Here is a 19,634-nt window from a genome sequence, read left to right as displayed (position 1 = left end):
CCTTTTTTCCTTGCATCATTATTAACTCTTTTTCTTCCCAGTCATAAAAAAAGGCCATCGATTTCCCGATGGCCTGACTCTCAATTCTTCATATTATATTTATCCAGGAAGCGATCCACCCGTCCGCCTTTTTCAGCAAACTTCTGCTTTCCTGTATAATAAGGGTGCGTATCCGAGCTGATTTCCACTTTTAATAATGGATATGTTTGTCCGTCCTCCCAAACGATCGTTTCATTGGACGTCTTCGTGGAGCCTGTCAAAAATTTATACCCACTGTTGGTATCCATGAATACCACTTGTTGATAATCGGGATGAATTTCTTGTTTCACTATTATCACCTCATCGTCAGTATAGGTATATCTTAAACGTAATGATTACTATTATCAATAATTATGCTTGAGGTACCAAAAGTCGGTACCCTCATTATAGTTTAATCTTGATGATCCACCCTTATTCAATTGTGTTCAACCAGCCATGCCTTTATGCGGACCAGCCTGCAGTTCATACATTTGATAATACTTCCCTTTTAGTTCCATTAATTCCTCATGTGTACCTTGCTCAGTAATCCGCCCTTTATCCAGTACAAGAATCTGGTCGGCATTTTTTATCGTGGAAAGTCTATGTGCAATGATGAAGGTCGTTCTCCCTTTTTTCAGCACTTCCATCCCCTCCTGGATAATTGCCTCGGTTTCGGTATCGATGCTCGCTGTCGCTTCATCCAAAATCAATATGGCCGGATTGAATGCAAGAGCACGGGCAAAAGAGATTAGCTGCCGCTGCCCGGAAGACAGCGTTCCGCCTTTTTCAATCACGGGTTCGTCCAGCCCTAAAGGAAGATGCTTCAGCACTTTGTCCCCCCCGACATCTATTAATGATTTTTCAACCATTTCCCTTGTAATGTCTTTATGATTCAGACTGATATTGGAGGCGATGGTGCCAGTAAATAAATAGGGATCCTGAAGGACGATTCCCATATGCTCACGAAGCGTCTGATGAGGTATATCCAATATATTCGTGCCATCGATTTTAATTTGGCCTTCACTGCTGTCATAAAAGCGGAACAATAAATTCATTATGGAACTTTTTCCTGACCCGGTATGGCCAACTAAAGCGACCGTTTCCCCTTGTTTAGCGGAGAAGGAAATGTCCTTTAACACATATTCATTATCCTTATAACCAAAAGAAACATTTTCGAATTGCACGTTTCCTTTGTATCTGGATATGTTTTCATCACTGACTGCCAATCCCTGCTCATCCAATAAACTGAATGCCCGCTCCCCTGCAACAAGCGCCTGTTCAAGATTAGCGAACTGATTGACGATTCCATGAAGCGGATGAAGCAGGCGGCTGATCAAATCAACAATTGCATACATCATCCCTAAGGAAATGGCCGAACTGGCAGAAAGGGAAATCCCGCCGAAATACCAGACGAATGCCATAAGCGCCAAAACCTTAATGACCCCAATCAAGTTTCCACCCGTCAACGAATTCAAATGGAGCATTTTATTTTGATAGGAATAATGCTCCCTGTTTAGATTTTCAAAAGATTGCTTTGTCTCCTTTTCACGTCCAAATGCCTGAATGATGCTCATTCCAGAAATGGATTCATTGATCATCCCATTAATATCGCTTACCCGTTCCCGAATGATGTGATTATATTTCGAGGCGAATTTACGGTATACCATCGTCCAGATAACGATGATCGGAATAAGTAAAGTGCCGATGGTACCGACTCGTGGATCCAGAATATACAAAGCAATTAGAACGCCGAAAATATTAATAGTACTCGAGAAGAAGTTGGCGAGCACGGTTACATATAATTCCCGGATCGCTTCCGTATCATTAGTGACCCTGGCTACAACTTTACCCGCTGGCATATTATCGAAATAACGTATCGGCAGACGGGAAATATGCTTAAAAATATCATTTCGCATCTTCTGTATGATTCGGTTCGCCGCTTTCTGTAAATAAAAACTCTGCCCATATTGAAAAATGGAGGAAAGGATGACAAGGCTAAAATAAAAAGCCACAAGCTTAATGATCCGAGGGATTTCCGGTTGGTAAAATCCCATCACTTCCTGACTCGTCAATTTCACTGCTTGCGTACGCTGCTCTTTCCCGTCTTTCCTGATGATCAATGATTGGTCCTCCAAGGTTCTGCGCCCATCGATAGGGACAGCCTCATTTACGAAGACAAATTGATTGCCGACCTGCAGAACATGGACTTCCCTGCCTTTCTTCTCACCTTTTGCAAAGTAATCAGCCCGTTTATACCAATTTCCATCATACTTGACAGCATCTTTTCCTTTACCCGCTTCATACCAGGAAGATTCAATGCCAAGTATATGTGAATCGATGATTTTCTTGGCAACGAAAGGACCCGTTAAATCGGCGGCTACCGAAAGTGCCAGCATGATCAGGGCGCCAATGATCAATTTTTTATAAAGGGCAGCATAATTAAAAAGTTTCTTTACGACCTTCATGCCTTCACCTCCGTCCCTTCGTCAACCTGCTGTCGCTCATATTGCTCCTTATACCAGCCATCATTCTGCAGTAAATCCGCATGAGTCCCCTCTTCGATGATTTCTCCGCTGTCCAATACGATTATCCTGTCCGCGTGCTGAACGGCCGATAAGCGATGGGTTGTGATGATGGTCGTTTTCCCTGCACGTTCATTTTGGATATTTTCGATGATCGTCGTTTCCGTTTTTGCATCTACAGCGGATAAGGAATCATCCAATATAAGGATTTCCGGATTTTTGATCAGTGCCCTGGCAATCGAGATCCTCTGCTTTTGCCCTCCGGATAGTGCGACACCCTTCTCACCGACGAGTGTCTCAAGACGGTTTGGCAGCATCATTAAGTCCTTCTCAAAATCCGCAAGCCGGATAGCTTCAGCCAGTTCATCTTCGGTTGCATCCATTTTACCGAATAAGATATTTTCCCTAACAGACTTCGAGAATAAAAAATGGTCCTGTGGAACGTAGCCGATCCATTTACGAATATCTTCAAGGGTCAGTTGCTCCAGCGGCATGCCTGCAAAAGCGATTTCACCTTTTCCTAATGGGTATTCCCGCAGCAATTGCTTCACGAATGTCGTTTTTCCACTACCTGTTTTCCCCACTATCCCCAATGTTTGACCGCGCTCAAGCTGAACGGAAATATTGGATAGATTCACAACCGTTGAGGAAGGGTATGTAAAATACACTGAATTGAATTGGATATTTCCCGGATTCGGAATACTATCCAGCCCCAATGAATTCTTCACATCCGCTTCATGTGAAAGGGTATCCTGAACACGATCTAGCGAAGCATTTCCCCTTTGCATGACATTGATCAGTTCACCCACCGCGATCATCGGCCAGATTAACATGCCTAGGTACACATTGAACGAAACAAGTCCGCCAAGCGTTATGGCCTGTTGAAATACAAGGTAAGCCCCATAGCCCAACCCGATTAAATAACTGATGCCAATGATAATGCTGATCGTCGGATCGAAGAGGGCATCGATTCTTGCCACGGCTAGATTTTTGCGATATACATCCTCGGTCATTTCATCAAACCGCTTTTCATCTTCCCGTTCCTGGACATAGGCCCGGATAACACGGACACCTGAAATGGATTCCAGGACCTTGTCATTTAAAGTACCAAAGGCTGCTTGTGCATCCGTAAAACGTTTGTAAATTTTCTTCACGTAAATTTGCATCATCACTGCCATGATCGGAAGCGGCAGAACCGCCGCAATCGTCAACTGCCAGCTGATCGTGGCTCCCATCATGACCACTACCGTAATGGTGAACAGCACAGCGTCAACGAGGGTCAATATCCCGAAACCAGCTGTGAGGGATATTGCCTTTAAATCATTGGTTGCCCTTGCCATTAAATCCCCTGTACGGTTTTTTTCATAAAAGCTCGGCGTCATTTTCAGCAAATGGCCCATAAATCCGGATCTTAGTTTTCGTTCGACCAAGTTTCCGCCGCCGAATAACAGATAACTCCATAAGTAACCAAATAGATAACTGCCGATCAGTACCATCAGCAAATAAATAACGTATTTCATGACCCCTTCCTGCGTCATGCTGCCATTGTTCATATCATCGATGGCATTCCCGACAAGTTTTGGCGGGATAACCTCCAAGATATTCACTATACATAGAAATAAAATCGCCAAGGTGTAACGCTGCCACTGTTCTTTAAAGAACCAGGACAGCTTTTTAAAAATCGCAAACATGAATTCCCCTCCCTTTTGATCAACTCTTTCACTCGCTAACCGCTTTCTGGATCTCCCGGCTGCAATAAAATTCCCAATGTCTTTTGTCTCATTTTAAAATTCCTCCTATCTTTTATATGGAAAGGATGCGAATGCACCTGTATTCCAAATGCCAAAAAGCCCCCGCCAATTAGCGGAAGCTTTTTTAAATGCGTAATAACACAAATAAAAAGCGCAGGCCGCGAAAATTCCACAACCTGCGCTTTAAAATGATCAATGAACACGTCGGATCCTATGTCTAGAAAGACAAGGTCTCAGGGCAGGCGGACGTATGATATTCGATTATGACATCACTGTGCTTAACTGATTTAGTCATGACGTTCGCCTCCTTTTTCATTAATTAATGGTAATTTTTAACTTATATTTAAAGATTACTACGTTTGCATATTTTTGTCAATTGCGACTTTTCTAGATTATTGATGGATAATCCTTTATTCTTATAGAATGACGTAACCTAAGGAGGTTCAGCATATGCAATGGAGAAAATATATACTCCTGGCGGTTCCCTTTTTATTATCATCCATTTTCATCTTATTTGCCGTACCGGTCCAATATAGATTTTTATCCTTCATTCCTGTGTTTCTTTTCTGGATAGTCTATTATATTTTATTGTACCTGGAAAAGAAGAAGAAAAGATGACATCACCTTGGGGGCGCTGCAAATGCAACGCCCCTTTCTTGACGGCTCTGCATATAATGATCGAAAAACAACCGTGGTGATTGTATGCTCTCCCAATATTTGCAAAAGCTGTTGGGTAAACACCCTGCCAAAACAAAACCCATCATCGATGATGAAAGATATGGCACGCTAAAATCCCTTTTACAAAAAGAGCTCTTTCAGCCTTTTGATGAGTCAAAAGCTTTTTTCCCTGAGGAAACAGCTCTTATAAAAAGCATTCGAACCGAGACTGCTGCCTTGAACCGGAACAATATCACAAGAACACAAGCATATCTTGCCTTTTACAATCGTAATCCAGAGGTCCATTGGGCCTTTTTAGCACATATGGTTTCGAGGAATGGAGGATACCATATGACTGACTTGAAAAGCTCAGCCATGACCCACCTCTTTGACCAAGCGGAACGGCAGAAATTCTTCCTGTTCCTTGAGCGCGCCAATTCAGCCATATTTGATGATGCCTTCCCCCAGCTTCTTTTATATGAACATTCTAAACAAAAAGAACTTCCGCTAAGAAGGTATTTACCGGTATTCCGCATTTCAAGATTCATGGCCCCGATTTGGGAATCTTTCATTGAAGAGCCCCATTCACCCCTTTTGACAACGGCCCTTATCATTAATGAGCAAAGAATGCTTCAGGAAAGGATATTAAAACGCACCCGTCATGGTGAAATCCTCCGCAGGCTTGATTTTCAGCTGCAGGAATACTTAGGCTTCATGAAAGTGATCTTTCCTTATGCAAACAAGCAAAAAGGACTTCATTCCTTGACCGGCCTTACCGTTGAACGCTTTGCCGACCCGAAACAGCGTATTGAAACGGGGAAATCATTATATGAGCTTCTTTTTCAGCATCCGGTGGTTTTTCGCGGTGTTGGCCAATTTACTAAAGAGATTCCCCACACGGGTTCCAGAGAGGATTACTGGGCAAGTATATATACCTCTGATGCATCCACGTCAAAAGATGATAAAGTCTACAGCCCCACTCTTCATGATGCATGGGAAGATCAACTATTCTTTCCTCCCCATTCCTTTGATTGGTTCACGAATGTAAGCTTCATAGAAGATTTACAAAGCTTACCGATCATTAAAAAGTCGGACCTGACCAACGAGGTGCTCGAAAATGTCAAGCATCTCAAAACCCTTAACGGAATGAAAGCCATTTTCTAGCATCAAGCCTCTTACTTTGAATATCCCTTCCCCCATTTGGCAAGAATGGTTAGCAAAAAAGAATGGGTGAAGCAAATGAGAGGCATTGTACTATTGAATCCAAATTACAAAATCGGGGATTTACATACTGATGAAAGCTTTGCAATCCAAAAGATCGTGACGGACAAGTATATGGAAGAGAAGAATATTTCCCCGGTCATACTCAATCCATATCAAATCCACCCTTATTACACAATCCCGCATGAGCTTTTATTCAATTTACAAAGTAAAAAAGCGGGTCAAATCGATTCCCTTGTGCTTCACTCCCTAGAAACGATCGAACGCTTCAACTATATTTACCCTGAAAAATGGCTTGAGCTATGCGGATATTTCAAAGAGGTTATCAGTGTCACGACTCAAACTCCCGTTAGGAAATATGAAGTAAATTAATGCTTATCATGGTACTTAAGTCATTGTGAATGGATTCTAAGGTTTAAAGACCTTTTTTTCATTCATTTACAAAATGTCCTTCCTAGCGCTTTTGCCACAAGAGCGACTCATATATGCATCTCTCCCCATTATTGTCGCTTTGCCGCTTCTCCCTCTCTTTATCTATTAAAACCCCATTGACATTTATATTTATATCAATTTTCCCAATTATAAGATTACTAGGGATTATATAACTCCAGAACATTCTTTTGGAAATATAGATAAATTTACGGATAAAGCATAGAAAAATAAGTTAATTTTATATATCATTGGAGATAGGAATTTTCTTATTTTTTACTTTTACTAGAAAGGAATGTTAATGATGGCCAAAGAAAAGAAGAAAAAAACCCCAATTCCTTTCCGACTGAACTTTATGTTCTTTTTAATATTCATTTTATTTTCAAGCTTAATAATCCGGCTTGGCATCGTCCAAATCGTGTATGGGGATGATTACCTCCGCGAAGTCGACCGAACGGAAAACGATGTGGCCAATACCCCCGTTCCCCGTGGCAAGATGTATGACCGCAACTTGAATCCGGTCGTTGATAATGAGCCACGTAATGCCATCACCTATACGAAATACCCGAATACGAAAACGGCCGATATGGTGAAGACGGCAGAGGTCCTTGCCACCTTGATAGAAAAAGATACCAAAAAGGTAACCCTGCCGGATAAAAAGGATTTTTGGATTTTAAAGCATCCAAAAGAGGCCGAAGCCTTGATCACCAAGGCCGAGAAGAAGAAAGTCATCGAAAAGAAACTGGAGCAAAAAGATTTATACAAACTTCAAATGGAACGGGTAACCGATGAGGATATCAAGGAATTCACCAAGGATGAATTGGAAGTGATCGCCATCTTCAGGGAATTCAATAGCGGCTATGCCCTCGCACCGTCAATCGTGAAGAATAAAGATGTCTCCACTAAGGAATTCGCCAGGGTCAGTGAACATTTGGATGAAATGCCAGGCGTGGATGTAACGACGGATTGGGAAAGGACCTATAAATATGATGAGACCCTCCGTTCGGTTCTTGGCAAGGTCTCTTCTTCCGAAGAAGGCATTCCCAATGAAAATATTGACTATTATCTGGCACGCGACTATACCAGGAATGACCGGGTCGGAAAAAGTTATATTGAAAAACAATATGAAGATGTCCTGCGCGGTCAAAAGACGCGGATTGAAAATGTGCTGAGCAAAGGGGAAGTCATCAATACGAATACCCTCACTGAAGGGCAAAGCGGAAAAGACTTGGTCCTTACAATTGATATGGAGCTGCAGCAGCAGGTTGAAAAAATCATCGAGAACGAATTGCGCAAAACCAAGGCTAAGGGAAATACCTACTTATTGGATCGTGCCTTCGTCGTTTTAATGGACCCGAATACAGGCGAGGTGCTTACAATGGCCGGCAGGCAATACGGCCGCAACAGTAAAACCGGATTGACCGAAATGAACGATTTCGCCCTTGGAAACATTACGACATCCTATACGATGGGGTCATCTGTTAAAGGAGCCACTGTCTACACAGGCTTTCAGACAGGAGCCATCGCACCAGGGTCAGCTTTTTTTGACAGAAAACTCCTTTTAGCAGGGGCTAAGCCCAAAGGATCTTATAGTGATTTGGGTTATGTTACCGATGTCTCTGCGTTAAAGAAATCGTCGAATGTCTATATGTTCATGACGGCAATCAAAATTGCCGGCGGTCATTATATCCCTAACCGGCCGTTAGGAATCAACCGGGAAGCTTATTCAATCATGCGGAATCATTATGCCCAATTTGGATTGGGTGTCCGCACAGGCATCGACCTGCCAAATGAATCCGTAGGGTTTAAAGGAGTCGATATGTCAACAGACGGATTGCTGCTGGATTTATCGATTGGACAGTATGATACATATACTCCTATGCAATTGGCACAGTATGTTTCGACGATTGCAAATGGCGGAAAAAGGCTTGAGCCCCATATGGTCAGGGAAATCAGGAATCCTTCCAATGAGCACCAGGAATTGGGCAGCGTTTTTAAAACAATGAGTCCTAAAGTATTAAACGATTTAGGCGGGAAAGACGTTTGGATGCAACGTGTCCAGGAAGGATTCAGACAGGTTGCCCAGGAACCAGGCGGGACGGCATATAAATATTTCGGCGGGAAGTCCTACCGTGCGGCAGCAAAAACGGGTACTGCCGAGGCCTTTTACGACGGACCGCGAAGAAATCAATATAGCGCGCCAGTCCCGACTATCAATTTGACGCTTGTAGGTTATGCACCTCACAATAATCCGGAAGTGGCATTCTCTGTCGTCGTGCCATGGGTGTATCAAGGCAAGCCCTCTGATGATATTAACAAACGGATCGGGCGGGACGTAATGGACGCCTACTTTAAATTGAAGGAAAAAAGAGCAAAAGGTGAATCTGATGCAGATAAAGCAGTAGAAAGCACTCAATGATGATTACAAAAAAGGCCTGCTCGTAATCGAGCAGGCCTTTTTATGATGCCCGTTTATTCCAGCTTTTGAACGAATTCCTTATAAAGGGCCCTAAGTGCATCTCCCCTGCTGATGATGCCGACGACTTTATCATTTTTGTCCACGACGGGGATTTTCTTGAAATGATGCTTGGAAAGGACCTTTATCAATTCATCTAACGGATCTTCGGGAGATAGCTTTGTAATCCTTTTATTTTTAATGATTTGTGAGACTTTATCATTCATTTTGGATGTAACCTTTTCATCCAACTCTTCACCGGGAAGAACCGTAATATAGGTGAAATACCCCATGATGGCTTCCTCTGCAGGTGTCAAGTAACGGAGGATATCCCCGTCCGTCACCATTCCCAATAGCTTATCATGTTCATCCACAACGGGGACCCCGCCCACTTTATTTTCGATTAAGATCCGCAGAATTTCCTTTAATGTAAAATCAGGACGGGCTACGTAGACTTCCCTTATCATGAAATCCTTAACTAACATATTACCACCCCTTTTTTAAGTTTGTACGTTCTGTATTCATCTCTCTCTATTAATACCCTTACTTACTCTATTTAAAAACCCTTGCCGCCTGAACTGCCTTTTTCCAGCCATCATATAAATCCTTCCGTTCCTGTTCTTCCATCTCGGGTTCGAATTTCTTATCGACTGCCCATAGCTTTGAAACCTCTTCCTGATCTTTCCAATATCCGACAACAAGCCCAGCTAAATACGCTGCCCCTAAAGCTGTCGTTTCACTAATGACCGGTCTTTCGACTGGTACTTTCAGGAGGCCGCTTTGAAATTCCATCAAGAAATTGTTTTTGACAACGCCGCCATCGACCCTCAATGCCTTTAGGTTAATCCCTGAATCGACTTCCATGGCCTTAAGTACATCTTTTGTCTGGTAGGCCAGCGCTTCCAATGTTGCCCGGACGAAATGCTCCTTCGATGTCCCCCTTGTCAGTCCGAATACAGCTCCCCTGACATCACTATCCCAATAAGGGGTACCTAATCCAACAAATGCGGGAACTACATAGACACCATCGGCTGAAGTGACCCGCAAAGCATACTTTTCACTGTCTTTCGGATCATGCAAGAGTTTCAGCCCATCCCTTAACCATTGTATGGCCGAACCTGCGACAAAAATACTGCCTTCCAAGGCATATTGGACTTTACCATTCAGCCCCCATGCAATCGTGGTCAACAGGCCATGCTCTGATTTCACTGCCTTTTCTCCTGTATTCATCAGCATGAAGCATCCGGTGCCATACGTATTCTTAGCCATTCCTTTTTCAAAGCATTCTTGTCCGAACAAAGCGGCCTGTTGATCTCCCGCTGCCCCGGCAATCGGGATTTCGTGCCCAAAGAAATGGTGCGGCGCTGTTTTCCCGTATATCTCCGATGAAGAGCGAACATCCGGGAGCATCGATCGCGGCACTTGCAGGATTTCCAGCAGCTCTTCGTCCCACTTCAGGTCATGAATGTTATACATCAGCGTCCTTGAAGCATTCGAATAATCGGTTACATGTGCTTTACCACCCGAAAGTTTCCATATCAGCCACGTATCGATCGTACCAAACAATAAGTCTCCGTTTTCAGCCTTTTCCCGTGCCCCATCTACATGGTCGAGAATCCATTTCACCTTTGTACCGGAAAAATAAGCATCAATCAACAAACCGGTTTTTTGCAAAAATAAGTCTTCGAGACCTCCATCCTTCAATTGCGTGCAGATTTCGCTTGTCTGCCGGGATTGCCAGACGATGGCGTGATGGATCGGCTGACCTGTTTCCTTATCCCATACCACGGTCGTCTCCCGTTGATTCGTTATGCCAATTCCAGCGATCTGTTCAGGCTTTACATTCATTTCCGATAGACAGGAAGCGATTACCGATAGGATGGAACCCCAAATTTCATTGGCATTATGCTCCACCCATCCAGGATTCGGGAAATATTGGGTGAATTCCTTTTGGGCAATATGCAAAACCTCCCCGCTTTTATTAAATAAAATGGCCCGGGAACTTGTCGTTCCCTGGTCCAATGATAGTATGTAAGTCTCCATGGCTGTCTCCTCCTGCACTTAAGAAAAAAGTTCATTCCCGCTTAAGTGTCATGCTGTTTTTCTTCCTACATTTTACTAGATATACCCGTGAAAACAAAAAATATATAAATTACGGCGAAAAATTGAAAAATATTGGCAGGTTAAGAGTTTATCTTTTACAATGAAAATAAGATTGATAGGAGGAATGGAATATGAATAACCATGAAATAGATTTTAAATTATATGGAGATGACATGCAGTTTGTTGAAGTGGAATTGGATCCTCAGGAAACGGTGATTGCCGAAGCTGGAAGTTTGATGATGATGGAAGATCAAATCAAGATGGAAACCATCTTTGGCGATGGGTCATCGAATGGTGACAGCGGAATGATGGGTAAGCTATTCGGTGCCGGGAAACGGCTCCTTACTGGTGAGAGTCTTTTCATGACGGCTTTTACGAATGAAGGACGAGATAAAAAACATGTTTCATTCGCCTCGCCTTATCCAGGTAAAATCATTCCGATGGATTTAAGCGAGCTCGGCGGGAAAATCATTTGTCAAAAAGACGCATTCCTGGCGGCAGCGAAAGGCGTTTCAGTCGGAATTGAGTTTCAAAGAAAGATAGGGGCAGGCTTCTTTGGCGGTGAAGGCTTCATCATGCAAAAACTTGAAGGAGATGGAATGACCTTCGTTCATGCCGGCGGCACAATCCATAAAAAAGAATTGGCTGCAGGAGAAATCTTACGGGTCGATACAGGATGTTTAGTAGCGATGACTAGCGGGGTAGATTATAATATTGAAACTGTAAAAGGCGTGAAAACAGCTTTATTCGGTGGCGAAGGTTTATTCTTTGCAACATTAAAAGGACCAGGAACCGTCTGGGTGCAATCTTTGCCATTCAGCCGGCTTGCAAGCCGTGTATTTGCTGCAGCTCCGCAAAATGGAGGATCCTCCGAAGAAGGCAGCGTAGCTAGAGGCTTATTCAATTTATTCAACGATAAATAAGAACCGGACCAATGGCTGCCATCCTGGCAGTCATTGATCTCTTTTGAAAAGGATGGGTAGCAACATGCAGCTCGTTAAGTGGTCCTACATGAGACGCTATAATATCAAGGCAATTTTTGATCAATTCCCGAATTCGCCTGTTATTTTCCGAAAAATAAGAGATTACTATTTTGTTTATACCATTCACTGGACAGCTGCCGATGGCCCTATCGGCATAAAGGAGCTTGAAGAAATGGAACAGCTGCTCAACCGTGAACTCGGGACTGAACTGCAATATCTTTATCGGAAAAAATGAGATTACTCCTCGTACATCATTTTTCTTGTCATGCCTCCATCGACGATAAGGTCCGCACCCGTAACGAAATCATTTTCCGATGCCGTCAAATAAAGACAGGCCCTTGCAATATCCTCAGGCTTTCCAACCCGATTGGAAAAATGCTGCTGGTGATCTTTATCCCTCAGCGATTCATAATCTCGCGTTTCAATCCAGCCCGGAGAAATCGAATTGACCGTAATTTTCTCTTTGCCTAAAGAAGCGGCAAGTGCATGTGTCAGTGCTTTGATCCCTCCTTTTGTCGCTGCATAGGATTCCGAATCAGGTTCAGACATCACCGCTCTGGTTGATGCCAAATTGATGATTGCACCTCCCTTTTCATTTTTCCGCATCGATTCTGCAGCAGCCCGGGAACAAAGGAAAACACTGCGCAAATTCGTATTCATCATATCGTCCCATTCCTCAATCGTCAGGTCATAAAGCGATTTGAATAATGCCTTTCCTGCATTATTGATTAATATATCAATGGTCTTATATGTTTTTAGAGTAACATCCATCAAATGATGGATGTCAGCTTCCTTGCGTACATCCGTTTTGACGAACATGGCTTCATGACCGTTACTTTTGAGCTCTTCCACATACGAAAGACCTTCCCGCTCGTCCAAATCTGCGAGAACGACTGAAGCGCCGCTTTCTGCATATCCCTTTGCCACTCCTCTCCCTATCCCATTCGAAGCGCCTGTTACAATCACCGTTTTATTTTTGAAACCCATTATTCCATCCTCACTTTCACAGATTTGTCCCTATCATAATATCCAATTCGCTACACTTCAAACAATTTCCTATCATCAATAACCTGGAGGACCCTTATATTTTTCTAGCTGCCCTAAAGTGATGTATGATAGATAATAACAGCAAGAATGAACCAGATTGAACGGCATCCGCTATTATCTTTCTTACGGTGTAAAAAACTTATATTGGAGGAATGTAAAAATGGACTTATTAAAAAATGTGTTTTCTTTAGGATTAGGTGCTGCCGCTGCTACAAAAGAGCAAATTGAAAAAGCAGTGGACCCTCTTGTCAAAAAAGGCGATATCAGCAAAGAAGACTCCAAGGTCCTTTTGAAGCAATGGGTCGAAAAAGGGGAACAAGCCCAAAAGCAGCTGGATGATTCCGTCAAGGCCAAAGTCAACCAAACGCTCAATGGCCTAAACTTGGCAACTAAAGAAGAAGTTCAGGAATTGGAGCGCCGTATCGTAATTTTGGAGAAGCAGAACCAAAACTTACAATCGTGACAGGAGGTACTTGAATGTTTCGCAAGCGACTGAAACACGCACATCGTTACCAGGAAATCATTAATGCCTTCTTGAAAAATGGTTTCGGTTACTTCATCTATCGCCTGGGATTATCCGAGAGCAAAGCGAACTCGAAACTCCAACCCGATGAAAATCTGAACCTCCGCTCGATCGGAGAGCGGCTGCATAAGATATTACAAAGCTTGGGACCAACATTCATTAAACTTGGTCAGATTGCAAGCACGAGGCGTGATTTCGTTCCCGATGAGATCGTCCGCGAACTTGAAAAGCTACAGGACCAGGTGACCCCTTTTCCATTTGATAAGGTTCGCAAAATTGTCGAAGCCGAATTGGGTGATTCTTTGGAAAACATTTTTCTTGAATTTAATGAAACCCCTCTGGCAACCGCTTCAATTGGACAGGTCCATACGGCGCGCCTTCCTTCACAGGAAGTCGTAGCAATCAAAGTGCAGCGGCCCGATATTATGCCGACAGTGGAAACGGATTTGGAAATCCTCGATGATTTGGCAAGACTTATGGAAGCTCGCATATCATGGGCAAGACGCTACCAAATCAGAAAAATGATTGATGAATTCGCTAAATCACTACGCGCAGAACTCGATTATAACTCCGAGGGTCGAAACGGGGAAAGAATTGCCAAGCAGTTCATCGATGATCAAGGGTTTAAGGTACCAAGGATCCATTGGGAATTTTCCACAAAAAGGGTCCTGACGATGGATTTCATTCAAGGCATTAAGATCAACCATTATAAACAGCTTGATGATGAAGGTTATGATCGCCGGCAAATCGCAGAAAGATTAGCGAACTCCATGCTTCAGCAAATATTGATTGATGGCTTTTACCACGGCGATCCCCATCCGGGCAATATCATCATTTTGCCGGGAAATGTCGTCGCACTCATGGATTTCGGAATGGTAGGACGTCTGGAGGAGGAAACGAAGTATCAGTTCGCCTCGCTAGTCATAAACCTGAAACGAGGAAGCACCAATGGATTGATCAAGACGCTTTCAGATATGGGCCTCCTGACGGACGAAATCGATATGGCCCCATTAAGGGGGGATATTGATGAGCTGCGAAATAAATATTATGATATCCCATTGAGCCAAATCAGTTTAGGCGGAGCAGTCAATGACCTGTTCACTGTTGCCAATCGGCATCAAGTCCAAATCCCTCCCGAATTCACGATGCTCGGCAAGGCTCTGCTTACCATGGAGGCCATTGTCGAAGGGTTAGATCCGAATTTCAGCATCATGAAGGCAGCTGAACCTTTTGGGGAGAGGCTTTTTAAGGAACGCTACAATCCAAAAAACATTGCGAAAAACGCCTGGAATCAATTCATCGAGTCTGCTGAAGCCATTGCCGAACTGCCCAAGGATATCAAGGAAGTGACAAGTATCATTAAAAAAGGTAAATTGCGGCTCGATATCAACATTCCCGAACTTCAAGTATTTTTACATAAGCTTGATCAAATCTCGAACCGGCTGTCGTTCAGTATTATACTGCTTGCATTCAGCATAATCATGGTCGGTCTCATTATCGGCTCTGCAATAGGCGGGGAAACCTTGATCCTATGGAAAATACCGGTTATCGAGATTGGATTTGTCGTTGCAACCCTGATGTTCTTACTTATGCTCTACACCATATTCAGATCCGGAAAAATGTAACCTACTATAAAAGGGGTTCAGATTAGTTTCATCCCGAACCATGAATTTAAAACAAGTCATTATCCTTTAAGTTTTTTACTGCAATTCTCACTGGATTGAAGAAATTTGCGACACTCCTGCCGAATAACTGGGCTAGCCGAAACCCACAGACGCTTGCATTGATGAGGCTTGTCTACAGTTGGAAAGGGAGTGGATTTCCGAAAGCAGGTTTTCCAGCAGTCTGAAGGGAACCCCTTTAATGCAGGGTTCCCTTTTCGTGATTTCATTCATTGGTTATTTATCCGTCGTTCATATGAAACGGCATACGCACTATGGCGAAAATTCAAGATCCGGTCTTCCGAGCACTCGATTCCTTCAGAAATATTGGTTGGATCAAACAATAAAGAATCTTTACACACTTCCGATTTTTTGGAGATCGTTAAATACCCAATCGTGATTACCTGTTTATCTTCCGGCCAAGCTGTGGTTGGATCGTCAGTCGGGTCATTTTCCCCTCCTATTTGTATGTTCAATTTAAAGCCCACCGGACCTTCTTTCAGCCTCTCTTCCATTTCTTCATTCAGATACTCTGGCGAATGCTTGGCCAAATCCTTTCTTTCTAGCATACTAAGGCCGACATCCGGTACCCACTCGTACTTGATGGCCTGCCTCCTTCCTTCCGCGTTAATGAAATAGAATGCATGAATGGAATAATATTGACACGTTGAGAAACTGGCTGGAGAACGCATTTCTTTAAGCATTTGCAGGCTTGCCTTGCTTTCTGGATACTTCCACAGAATTTTTGCAAGCTCTTTCAGATTTGGGAAACCTTCTTTGGCAGATTTGAAAAAAACAGCTATATCAACAAACGCTTCCGGTGTTTTAGCAAAGAATAACGGAATGGTCACAGTAATAAGATCTGACACCTCTCCATTCGGCAATTGAAACTTGACTGCCATGCCCTTTACAGGGGAAATGGCATCAGGATGGCTTGGAATCGGCGAGCTATTTGAAAACCGAATGATCGCCGGCACGGCTTCATCCTGAAGATGCGAAGCCACCGTTAATGGGGACGCTTTTCCGTTTGGGGTAAAAACCCCCTCATAAACATATCCCCTTGCATGTGCACGCCGATAACCAGGATATTTTCCAGCTACATCTTCAATCACATTAACTGCTTCCCTGGCTAATTCAGGGTTCAAGTCGTCAGTTTCCTCCAACATACCTCACCCCACCTTTTCAGATTATAATCCACTATTACATGTACCCTTTATTCCATTAGCTTATTCTTTCTTGAATCACCGAAAGCATTGATTGCAAAAAAACACCTGGAAATATCCAGGCACTGCAAACTTATGTATACCTTTATGGACACGTGATTTTATCCATTAATTCAAATGATCGGCCTACAGATCTCTTTTTCTTCCATAAGAAAAATACTCATTCCTATTCCCGCTCCACCTGTGAAAGGATCACATGGGTAACGGTTGCCGCAAAAGGAATGGTCCGATTGATGAATTCCTCCACTTCTTCAAGACTCTGAGTGTGGATTTTCAGCATAAAGCAAGCCTGCCCGGCAATTCGATAACAAAAGTCAACATTCGGCACCTCGGAGATATACTTTTTGAATTTCTCATATTCCCCATTTTTTACCGTTGCTTCCACGATACACTCAATTGGAAAACCGATCTTTTTATGATCAATCTCGGCAACATACCCTTTAATGATCCCGAACGACTCCATTTGCCGTACCCGTTCGGCAACGGTGGGGGCAGAGAGGTTTACTTTCTTTGCCAATTCCCTCATGGAGATGCGGCTATTCAACGTTAATTCGGCAAGGATGCTCTGGTCTTTCTCATCTATTTTCATTTTTAAATTATCCCCCTTATTATCTTTACATTCTTTCATTATTTAACCACATTTCTTTACAAACGGAATTAAATTTCTTGGTTTTTTATATTAGGATTATCTCAAAGGAGAGATGTTCATGACAAGAATAAAAAAATCATCACAGGGATCCAGTCCATTTCAAAGATTATTTCATTCTGAAGAGATTTCGCATAAATGGTCGGAGCTTTCAGATTGTATATCTGCAAATGGAAAACTTTCGGAGAATTTAAAGGAAAACGTCAGAAGGGTGCTGGCATACGGTAATGGCTGCTCATACTGTCAGGCAAAAGGGACTCCACTAAAGCCTGAAGATATGAAAGAAAGCTATGCAATCGCCTTTGCGGAGGTATTTCTCTTGCAGCGTGAAAAAACGGAGGAAAAGTTTTTCCAGGTGTTGAAGGAGGCATTCAGTGATGAAGAGATTTCTGAACTATTGGCATTCATTTGTTTTACAACCGCCCAGCAATATTTCGGGGCTTTGATGGATTTAAAATAACGGCAAAAAGGAACAGGCGCATTGCCTCGTTCCTTTTGTAATAAACCTATTTTCTAGTTTGAACGGTCACCGAATCCTTATAAATTGAATTACCACCTAGGATTTCGCCCCATGATCCTCCATTTCATTGATCCTTGGAAGAATGGAGCGGGAAGGTACCGGGGATGTCAAAACCACGGATGTATTCAGATGTCCATATGGTATCAATCGATCTATCAGTAATCTCATGCTGTCCATATCAGCTAAAGCCGCTTTCAAAAAATATCCAACTGTTCCCGTTACACGATGGCACTCGATAATGTCTAAATCATTTTTCACCAATGTCTCAAAATCGGAAACAGGAACCTTAAGTTCACTCACCTGAATGAACACAAGTACACCCCTTCCTATTGCCAGAGGTGAAACCCTTGCGCTGAACCCCTCAATGATCCCCTTTTCTTGCAGGCGATACATACGTTCAGAGATGCTAGGTCGACTGAGAGCCAATTTCTTCGATAGTTCACTAATCGTAATGCGTCCATCTCTTTGTAAAAGTTCCAGTAACCTGACATCTATTTCATCCATGAAGCAACCGCCTTTCATAATGAAGGAATATAAGCATATATTTCTTTAAAATGTTGTATGGATAGCAATAAATACATTCTTTTTTGTATGTAATTTTACCAGTTAATATTCTATCATTAAAATAATCAAATAGAAAAAGAAAATTCAGAATTCACCAAAGGGAGGAACCTGCATTGACCTTTACGAAAATCCCGGTTCGACAAAACATCGAAAGCATCAGCCCATATGTTTCCGGCAAGCCAATTGAAGAAGTGCAACGCGAACTTGGTCTTGAAACGATCGTTAAATTGGCATCCAATGAGAACCCATTCGGTTACTCACCTCTAGCAAAAGAAGCCATGCTTACCGAAATGGAGCAAACCTCCTTTTATCCTGAAGGTATGGCACCTGCATTAGCTGAAAAGCTGGCAAGGAAATTGAATATCAATAAAGATCATATCATTTTGGGAAATGGTTCTGATGAAGTGATTCGTTTGTTAACAAGAACCTATATCCAACAAAATGATGAAGTCATCATGGCTGATGTGACATTTCCACGGTATGAAACGAATGTATTGATTGACGGCGGCACACCTGTAAAGATACCTCTTATTAATGGGGTACATGACCTGCAGGGTATGTATGAGGCCATAACAGAAAAAACAAGAATGATATTTGTCTGTAATCCCAATAATCCAACAGGAACGATCGTTCAAAAAGAAAAGTTGCGCACTTTTATAGAGAAGGTGCCGAAACATATTTTGCTGATCGTTGATGAAGCATACTATGAATATGTCGAAGATGGAGAATTTTTAGAAACCTTACCACTTCTCAATATGCATTCAAACCTGGTTATCTTACGCACTTTTTCGAAGATTTATGGCCTGGCTGCATTAAGGATTGGATACGGTTTAATGGATGCTTCCATCATACAAGAGCTAGTTAAAGTGAAGGAGCCCTTCAATACCAATCGTTTAGCACAGGCTGCAGCATTCGCTTCCCTCGACGACCATCCATTTGTTGAGAAATGTGTTCGTAAGAATGAGGAAGGAAGAAGATATTTAGAAAACGAACTAAGCAAGATGGGATTAACATTCTACCCTTCACATGCCAACTTCTTGATGGTCAAATTGAATCAGCCTGGCAGGGACATTTTTGAGAAGTTATTAATTCAGGGTGTCATCATCCGCTCAGGTCATTTGCTAGGCTATGAAAATACTATCCGCGTGACCATTGGCACTGCGCCTGAAAACGAGAGATTCATAGCATCCTTACAACATATTATCAATAAAACGTCTGGTGCATGACCGATCCATGAAGTTGCTGTATATCAATGATCATTAATGAAAGATACGACATGGACGCCTTTGCCCATGCCGTATCTTTTACGTG

At 42.7% G+C, this 19,634-nt stretch carries 19 protein-coding genes; 10 read left to right on the top strand and 9 right to left on the bottom strand.

Features of this window, described 5'->3' with window-relative positions:
• Positions 1 to 80: 80 nt before the first annotated feature.
• The 3 genes from ACIROD_RS12400 to ACIROD_RS12390 all read right to left on the bottom strand — a co-directional run bounded on the left by ACIROD_RS12400 (position 81) and on the right by ACIROD_RS12390 (position 4,231).
• Complete coding sequence (locus ACIROD_RS12400; RefSeq protein WP_101224216.1) at positions 81 to 329, bottom strand: type B 50S ribosomal protein L31; 249 nt, start codon at positions 327 to 329, stop codon at positions 81 to 83.
• 135 nt (positions 330 to 464) lie between these two features.
• The gene (locus tag ACIROD_RS12395; protein WP_402941170.1) at positions 465 to 2,483 is read right to left on the bottom strand and encodes an ABC transporter ATP-binding protein; all 2,019 of its coding nucleotides are present in this window, start codon (positions 2,481 to 2,483) and stop codon (positions 465 to 467) included.
• Positions 2,480 to 4,231: an ABC transporter ATP-binding protein gene (locus tag ACIROD_RS12390; protein WP_402941167.1), complete on the bottom strand. Its 1,752-nt coding sequence runs from the start codon at positions 4,229 to 4,231 to the stop codon at positions 2,480 to 2,482. The genes ACIROD_RS12395 and ACIROD_RS12390 overlap by 4 nt, the downstream gene beginning before the upstream one ends.
• A 510-nt stretch (positions 4,232 to 4,741) precedes the next feature.
• Between ACIROD_RS12390 and ACIROD_RS12385 the strand changes: the two genes are divergently transcribed.
• The 4 genes from ACIROD_RS12385 to ACIROD_RS12370 all read left to right on the top strand — a co-directional run bounded on the left by ACIROD_RS12385 (position 4,742) and on the right by ACIROD_RS12370 (position 9,017).
• Positions 4,742 to 4,909: a hypothetical protein gene (locus ACIROD_RS12385; protein ID WP_157831094.1), complete on the top strand. Its 168-nt coding sequence runs from the start codon at positions 4,742 to 4,744 to the stop codon at positions 4,907 to 4,909.
• A gap of 84 nt (positions 4,910 to 4,993) precedes the next feature.
• Positions 4,994 to 6,112 carry a DUF2515 family protein gene (locus tag ACIROD_RS12380; protein WP_402941163.1) on the top strand — a complete coding sequence of 373 codons (1,119 nt, stop codon included), beginning with the start codon at positions 4,994 to 4,996 and terminating at the stop codon, positions 6,110 to 6,112.
• Between the two features lie 75 nt (positions 6,113 to 6,187).
• Entirely contained in the window at positions 6,188 to 6,541 is a 354-nt protein-coding gene (locus tag ACIROD_RS12375; protein WP_101224220.1) for a hypothetical protein, read from the top strand.
• Between the two features lie 361 nt (positions 6,542 to 6,902).
• Positions 6,903 to 9,017, top strand: coding sequence for a peptidoglycan D,D-transpeptidase FtsI family protein (locus ACIROD_RS12370; protein WP_402941159.1), 2,115 nt, complete (start codon positions 6,903 to 6,905; stop codon positions 9,015 to 9,017).
• Positions 9,018 to 9,070: 53 nt separating this feature from the next.
• Here ACIROD_RS12370 and ACIROD_RS12365 read toward each other — a convergent pair whose 3' ends face one another.
• Together ACIROD_RS12365 and glpK are read right to left on the bottom strand one after the other, a co-directional pair.
• The gene (locus ACIROD_RS12365) at positions 9,071 to 9,538 is read right to left on the bottom strand and encodes a CBS domain-containing protein (protein ID WP_101224222.1); all 468 of its coding nucleotides are present in this window, start codon (positions 9,536 to 9,538) and stop codon (positions 9,071 to 9,073) included.
• Positions 9,539 to 9,605: 67 nt separating this feature from the next.
• Complete coding sequence (gene glpK / locus ACIROD_RS12360) at positions 9,606 to 11,096, bottom strand: glycerol kinase GlpK (protein ID WP_402941156.1); 1,491 nt, start codon at positions 11,094 to 11,096, stop codon at positions 9,606 to 9,608.
• A 191-nt stretch (positions 11,097 to 11,287) separates the two neighbouring features.
• Here glpK and ACIROD_RS12355 point away from each other — a divergent pair, with 191 nt between their 5' ends.
• Both ACIROD_RS12355 and ACIROD_RS12350 read left to right on the top strand, forming a co-directional pair.
• Complete coding sequence (locus ACIROD_RS12355; RefSeq protein ID WP_048687434.1) at positions 11,288 to 12,079, top strand: TIGR00266 family protein; 792 nt, start codon at positions 11,288 to 11,290, stop codon at positions 12,077 to 12,079.
• 64 nt (positions 12,080 to 12,143) lie between these two features.
• Positions 12,144 to 12,374: a hypothetical protein gene (locus tag ACIROD_RS12350; protein WP_101224224.1), complete on the top strand. Its 231-nt coding sequence runs from the start codon at positions 12,144 to 12,146 to the stop codon at positions 12,372 to 12,374.
• A 2-nt stretch (positions 12,375 to 12,376) separates the two neighbouring features.
• On the opposite strand, the gene ACIROD_RS12345 is transcribed toward ACIROD_RS12350, so the two are convergent.
• Positions 12,377 to 13,126: an SDR family NAD(P)-dependent oxidoreductase gene (locus ACIROD_RS12345; RefSeq protein ID WP_101224225.1), complete on the bottom strand. Its 750-nt coding sequence runs from the start codon at positions 13,124 to 13,126 to the stop codon at positions 12,377 to 12,379.
• Positions 13,127 to 13,346: 220 nt separating this feature from the next.
• Here ACIROD_RS12345 and ACIROD_RS12340 point away from each other — a divergent pair, with 220 nt between their 5' ends.
• Both ACIROD_RS12340 and ACIROD_RS12335 read left to right on the top strand, forming a co-directional pair.
• Complete coding sequence (locus ACIROD_RS12340; RefSeq protein ID WP_402941151.1) at positions 13,347 to 13,649, top strand: phasin family protein; 303 nt, start codon at positions 13,347 to 13,349, stop codon at positions 13,647 to 13,649.
• Positions 13,650 to 13,663: 14 nt separating this feature from the next.
• Complete coding sequence (locus tag ACIROD_RS12335; RefSeq protein WP_101224226.1) at positions 13,664 to 15,334, top strand: ABC1 kinase family protein; 1,671 nt, start codon at positions 13,664 to 13,666, stop codon at positions 15,332 to 15,334.
• A 266-nt stretch (positions 15,335 to 15,600) separates the two neighbouring features.
• On the opposite strand, the gene ACIROD_RS12330 is transcribed toward ACIROD_RS12335, so the two are convergent.
• Together ACIROD_RS12330 and ACIROD_RS12325 are read right to left on the bottom strand one after the other, a co-directional pair.
• Positions 15,601 to 16,536 (bottom strand): catalase family peroxidase, encoded by a 936-nt coding sequence (locus tag ACIROD_RS12330; RefSeq protein WP_402941146.1) that lies wholly within the window; start codon positions 16,534 to 16,536, stop codon positions 15,601 to 15,603.
• Between the two features lie 223 nt (positions 16,537 to 16,759).
• Positions 16,760 to 17,182 carry an Lrp/AsnC family transcriptional regulator gene (locus tag ACIROD_RS12325; RefSeq protein ID WP_101224441.1) on the bottom strand — a complete coding sequence of 141 codons (423 nt, stop codon included), beginning with the start codon at positions 17,180 to 17,182 and terminating at the stop codon, positions 16,760 to 16,762.
• A gap of 118 nt (positions 17,183 to 17,300) precedes the next feature.
• On the opposite strand from ACIROD_RS12325, the gene ACIROD_RS12320 reads away from it, so the two are divergent.
• Entirely contained in the window at positions 17,301 to 17,699 is a 399-nt protein-coding gene (locus tag ACIROD_RS12320; RefSeq protein WP_402941142.1) for a carboxymuconolactone decarboxylase family protein, read from the top strand.
• A 96-nt stretch (positions 17,700 to 17,795) separates the two neighbouring features.
• Here the strand turns inward: ACIROD_RS12320 and ACIROD_RS12315 are convergent, their stop codons facing one another.
• Positions 17,796 to 18,263 carry an Lrp/AsnC family transcriptional regulator gene (locus tag ACIROD_RS12315; protein ID WP_101224229.1) on the bottom strand — a complete coding sequence of 156 codons (468 nt, stop codon included), beginning with the start codon at positions 18,261 to 18,263 and terminating at the stop codon, positions 17,796 to 17,798.
• 173 nt (positions 18,264 to 18,436) lie between these two features.
• On the opposite strand from ACIROD_RS12315, the gene hisC reads away from it, so the two are divergent.
• Positions 18,437 to 19,549: a histidinol-phosphate transaminase gene (hisC, locus tag ACIROD_RS12310; protein ID WP_101224230.1), complete on the top strand. Its 1,113-nt coding sequence runs from the start codon at positions 18,437 to 18,439 to the stop codon at positions 19,547 to 19,549.
• Positions 19,550 to 19,634: the final 85 nt, after the last annotated feature.

It is taken from the genome of Peribacillus sp. NPDC101481, assembly GCF_044767165.1.
Lineage (GTDB): Bacteria > Bacillota > Bacilli > Bacillales > DSM-1321 > Peribacillus.
Note: the sequence above shows the minus strand (reverse complement) of the source record. Positions and strands in the feature narration are given on the sequence as shown.

Bases quoted from the DNA above. Each gene is read 5' to 3' on its own strand.
- ACIROD_RS12395 (WP_402941170.1), bottom strand. From the start codon at position 2,483: ATGAAGGTCGTAAAGAAACTTTTTAATTATGCTGCCCTTTATAAAAAA.
- ACIROD_RS12390 (WP_402941167.1), bottom strand. From the start codon at position 4,231: ATGTTTGCGATTTTTAAAAAGCTGTCCTGGTTCTTTAAAGAACAGTGG.
- ACIROD_RS12385 (WP_157831094.1), top strand. From the start codon at position 4,742: ATGCAATGGAGAAAATATATACTCCTGGCGGTTCCCTTTTTATTATCA.
- ACIROD_RS12380 (WP_402941163.1), top strand. From the start codon at position 4,994: ATGCTCTCCCAATATTTGCAAAAGCTGTTGGGTAAACACCCTGCCAAA.
- ACIROD_RS12375 (WP_101224220.1), top strand. From the start codon at position 6,188: ATGAGAGGCATTGTACTATTGAATCCAAATTACAAAATCGGGGATTTA.
- ACIROD_RS12370 (WP_402941159.1), top strand. From the start codon at position 6,903: ATGGCCAAAGAAAAGAAGAAAAAAACCCCAATTCCTTTCCGACTGAAC.
- ACIROD_RS12365 (WP_101224222.1), bottom strand. From the start codon at position 9,538: ATGTTAGTTAAGGATTTCATGATAAGGGAAGTCTACGTAGCCCGTCCT.
- glpK (WP_402941156.1), bottom strand. From the start codon at position 11,096: ATGGAGACTTACATACTATCATTGGACCAGGGAACGACAAGTTCCCGG.
- ACIROD_RS12355 (WP_048687434.1), top strand. From the start codon at position 11,288: ATGAATAACCATGAAATAGATTTTAAATTATATGGAGATGACATGCAG.
- ACIROD_RS12350 (WP_101224224.1), top strand. From the start codon at position 12,144: ATGCAGCTCGTTAAGTGGTCCTACATGAGACGCTATAATATCAAGGCA.
- ACIROD_RS12345 (WP_101224225.1), bottom strand. From the start codon at position 13,126: ATGGGTTTCAAAAATAAAACGGTGATTGTAACAGGCGCTTCGAATGGG.
- ACIROD_RS12340 (WP_402941151.1), top strand. From the start codon at position 13,347: ATGGACTTATTAAAAAATGTGTTTTCTTTAGGATTAGGTGCTGCCGCT.
- ACIROD_RS12335 (WP_101224226.1), top strand. From the start codon at position 13,664: ATGTTTCGCAAGCGACTGAAACACGCACATCGTTACCAGGAAATCATT.
- ACIROD_RS12330 (WP_402941146.1), bottom strand. From the start codon at position 16,536: ATGTTGGAGGAAACTGACGACTTGAACCCTGAATTAGCCAGGGAAGCA.
- ACIROD_RS12325 (WP_101224441.1), bottom strand. From the start codon at position 17,182: ATGAAAATAGATGAGAAAGACCAGAGCATCCTTGCCGAATTAACGTTG.
- ACIROD_RS12320 (WP_402941142.1), top strand. From the start codon at position 17,301: ATGACAAGAATAAAAAAATCATCACAGGGATCCAGTCCATTTCAAAGA.
- ACIROD_RS12315 (WP_101224229.1), bottom strand. From the start codon at position 18,263: ATGGATGAAATAGATGTCAGGTTACTGGAACTTTTACAAAGAGATGGA.